General features: G+C 36.7%; 2 protein-coding genes and 1 pseudogene. All 3 read right to left on the bottom strand.

Annotated elements, in window-relative coordinates; genetic code table 11:
• A pseudogene (locus JIG41_RS07665) lies at window positions 1–915 on the bottom strand (hypothetical protein); the annotation flags it as partial.
• On the bottom strand, window positions 908–3,955 hold the full coding sequence (locus tag JIG41_RS07660; RefSeq protein ID WP_199524524.1) for a hypothetical protein: 3,048 nt from the start codon (window positions 3,953–3,955) through the stop codon (window positions 908–910). The gene JIG41_RS07660 and the pseudogene JIG41_RS07665, both read right to left, overlap by 8 nt.
• A gap of 1 nt (window position 3,956) precedes the next feature.
• Window positions 3,957–4,320 (bottom strand): PAAR-like domain-containing protein (locus tag JIG41_RS07655; protein WP_199524523.1); only part of this gene is annotated, 364 nt, incomplete at its 5' end.

Genomic DNA, 4,320 nt, shown 5'->3' with positions numbered 1-4,320 from the left:
ATTATCTAGTTGCTCATCATCATTAAATTCTTTTAAAAGTTCATCATCTGCTTGGGTCATTTGCTTTAAAAATGATTTATCAACCCGATACCAAAAATATTTTGGACGACCATTCGCTTTATCAAACTCTGCGGTTGTTTTGTCAAACTCACGGTAATATTCAAATTGTGGAATATCTGCTAAGGGTTGAGTAACATCCATAAAATTTTGTAATAATTCCCAATGGATTAATGAAGGAGCAACCTGATTAGCATACGTTTTTTCATATCTCATACTTTTTTTAAAATGTAAAAGCGTAAAACCTCTATTTGGAAAGCCACTATTAGGATTATGGGCCACTTTGTAATGCGCATTGAATTCTTCAAATGGTAATTCGTCTAAACTCTTAGCGTCACTTGTAGGGGTTGCCATTTTCCCTGTTACCCGGTCAAATATAACAGCCAGATTGTACTTTTTCCTTATAAATGGCCAAATAATGAAATTTAAAGATTTTGAAACAACTAAATAACAAAATAACAAAATAACAATATCGGTAGCCAAACTAACCGAACCTAGTAACAATGCAAATAAAGGAATAAAAAAAGCCGATAACAAGGCTATAAAATGTAACAAGACCCATGAAAATATTATCAAGTCGATTATATTAGATGGATTCGTTGATAGAGCTAATGTTAAGTTACTTGTCTTTGCACAAAAAATAGAACGATACTTTTCATACCTCCCATTTAGGTTGTTTTTATAAAAGTTTTTTTGACTACTGTCATAACAATGCCCATACACTTTCCCTCTTGGGTATATTGCCTGCTTACTTTGATAACGACAATACATAGAATCACGTTCATCTGTAGCAATTTTATTTCTGAACTTTGGATTCTGCTGACCTTCATAGGCTGTTTCAGCATATTGTTCAAGCATATTCTATTTCCTTTATTATCCATGCCTTATCGGGTACTTCACTGTCTTCCCATTCATTACGCTCATCAATATCCACATAGGGCAAGGTAACATTTTTATCTAAGCGATATTGTACTTTTACTTCCCAATCAACTTCAAAGTGTTTTGGCCACATTGATAATATCGGTATGGTATATTTAAACCCAGTTATAGCCCCTGATTCAGTATTTTCTTTTTGTGTTATTTGCCAGTTTTCATGATCGTAGCGAAATTCCTGCTCAAAATGTAAAACTCCCTCATCTTCTATCTGGTAAACTTGAACGAATACCTCTGATTGCCCTAAAGCAAAATTTGGTGTATCTATATCAATGATCAATTGACAATGGGTATCGGTGAGTTTATTTACACCTAATGTGACATTTGGGTTCATCAATGTGCCTACTAATGCGGCATAACACTCTTTTGGTTGAGTGTGCCATTTTTTATAACTATCAGTACAACGGTCATCTGCGTCTTTTGCAAAGGGGCCATTTTTAGTCCATGTTTCTAAATTATTATCTGTAACTAATGTGGCAATAATTGCGATAATCAAACCGACTGCGATTATTGCCCACCCTAAAGGTGTGGTAAATAAAGCCGCACCAAGATATATAAAACCAGCTATAGCGACAGCTCCACTTAATGCATGAAAAAATGCTGCATCCCTATCATTTTTCTGCGTAGATTTGTATACATCCAAAACCGTAATAGCCAATGTTAAGGCTAGACCGACAGCGCCTATTATTTTTGTAACCTGTACTGATTTAATGATTAGATCGATTTCTGTCTTTAAGAAACTAGACAATCTTGAAATCTTAAATGAAGCAGCTTCAACTGAAAGAGTAGCTAGACTGAAAATAACATTCAATGAATCGGCTAAAAACTTAGCATCTACATTGCCCCCTGCCTTAAACTTTTTAATCATCTCGTTAGCATTAAATATTTCAAACGCTAACATCACCATTGGTAAGTTGTGCTCTAAAACTCTCACACCTTTGAGCTTGACTGTCTCAACGGCACCTAGCTTAAAGTCAGGGTTATCATACGCTCTTGCATACAGATGTGCTTTAGGTACTACTACTAATTCACCTTCGATCGAATCATATCTACCGATTAAATCATGATAATCTGTCCAATTTTTTGGGTTAAAATAGCCTTTGTTACTGCCAAATGCTTTCGGGTCTTCAGAGGCAATTACATTTTCTTTACTATCATAAATCGTTACAGCATTTGGCGGCGGATTTTTCACGCTTTCACGTAACATTGCACGCCTTTGCTGCCTATTGTTTTGCGTACGCTTATAATTGGTTATGCCTATTACTGATGGGTTATCACCTAATACAGCCCCAGCTTGTTTAACATGAATATCTGCAAAGTCACTAATTCCAAGCGCCTTGTTATATGAGACCATTAAGTTTCTAATTTTTACAGTATGTGGTTTTAAAACGCCGTTTTGATATTGACTTGCAACACGCCCCCACGCACCGGTTAAATACCCCACCGCATCTTTTGCTTTACCAAAAAACTCTTTTAAACCTTTATTAGCTAATAAGCTGTCTTGCTCTTGCTTTTCTTCGATCAACTTTTTATGAATGCGCTTAAACTCTTCAAATCTAAATTTAGCTTCGCCATTATTTTTTTCTTCCGGCAACTTGTTTAATACAACACTCCCAGGCTGATTTATATCGAAGTGCCCTTCTGGGATCATAAAGCAGTCAGATAACCAATTGCCTTGCTCAAACGTTGCTTTTAAAAAGCTTTCTATTGCGCTTGTGGCTTTATTTATATTATTTTTACGCTCGATTTCAGCAGGTAACTTTTCTTTCCAAGGTCTAAATACACCAGTTGAAACATCGTCGATACTCAACATATTTAATACATTAGTAATAAAATTAAAGCCAAATAAATAATCTACATTTTCAAAGGCTACCCAATCATTCATAACAGGGGCTAAACCAATATAATCACTTTGCTTAGAAATTAAAGGTGAGTCGTTATTTAAGTCTTGTAAAAAATCAACAAACTCTTTTTGTGCTATTGGTAACTCCTTTAAATATTTCTCTAATTTGTCATTTGACAAGTATTGCTCTAGATATTCTTTGTCTAGATGCTTTGCTCCACTACGTAAAAACTTTGCACCAGAACTTAAGTCTGCATATCCCTCTTTTTTGGTTTTTATAGGAGTCATCGAAGTTCGATGTGGGAATATATAATGATCGCGCATCACTTTTTCATGCAAATCATCATTTAGCATCGCTTGATAAGCCAACACACCTGAATCATAATGTTTCTTATCTGTTAGCTTTTTATTCTCAAGCTGTAGCTGTAAAAAAATCATCTGACACTTATTTAACAGAGAAAGCGCTATGCCACCTGGGTCATGTATTGTAATTTGGCCTTCACGCTCTGCTACTGCTAAATCAATTTGTTGACAGCGAGCGTTTCGTAATGAATCAGCTAACCCTTGGTCTTCAACATGTGTAGGTGCAGTGGCGTTAGCACTTTTTTGTCTTGGATCATCTTTGTACAGTCCGCCGAGGCTCACAATATACTGCCATGACCATTGGGCGATGGAAAAAGCAACTTGTACCGTGGGGTTACTAAGTGAACCTGGCTCACAGTTTAAACCATTTGTTTTCTTAGGCAGCAAGATTGTTTGGGTAACTAAACCCGAATATGAACGCTCGTTTTTGCCAAATTCAGTTGCCAAATCAACTTCAGATAAACAACCATTGTCAACAGCTGCAATTTCACGCCATAAATAACCATTAACGAATATATAGTAAAAACCGTTTAAGTTACTAACAGGTCGCGCGTCTTCTCCTAACACTTGAAATTGCGCTGGTTTAGCTTTGTTTTTATCAAGGGACGCTTCAGTAAAAACGGTTGGTTTAACCGAAATAAATTGCGCTTTATTGTCACTTGGCGGATTATCTAAAGTAAAAGGATCAGCATAACCGAACGGTATATATGAACTTCCACATTCACCCTTTATCTCCGAATCTAATTTAATTAACCCCATATTAAGCACCTGCCGTAAAATTAATTGACGCGTTTTTGCCACTGATGTTTTGCTTATCTGCAATTGGCACTTTTTGCTCACTTGCACCTTGAGTCGCTTTTATTGCACCAAGCGATGCATCGTTACTATCAACACCTTTGACTAAAATACTCGCTCCATGTGTTGTTTCTGCATCACTCAAGCTATCCCTAACTTGCACTTTAAGCCCCCTTGGTGCGGGGCCACCAGACTGCATAAGTGGCATGGGTGGGGTATTTTTATTATTTGATATCATCGGGTCGCCTTGGCGAGCTGCGGGTTTGCCTTCAATCATTACGTTAAATGACCCCATAATAAATTCGGCTTTGCCATCGTTTGTACCGCTT

Origin of the sequence: Pseudoalteromonas sp. bablab_jr011 (assembly GCF_016464045.1) — a bacterium.
Lineage (GTDB): Bacteria > Pseudomonadota > Gammaproteobacteria > Enterobacterales > Alteromonadaceae > Pseudoalteromonas > Pseudoalteromonas lipolytica.
Note: the sequence above shows the minus strand (reverse complement) of the source record. Positions and strands in the feature narration are given on the sequence as shown.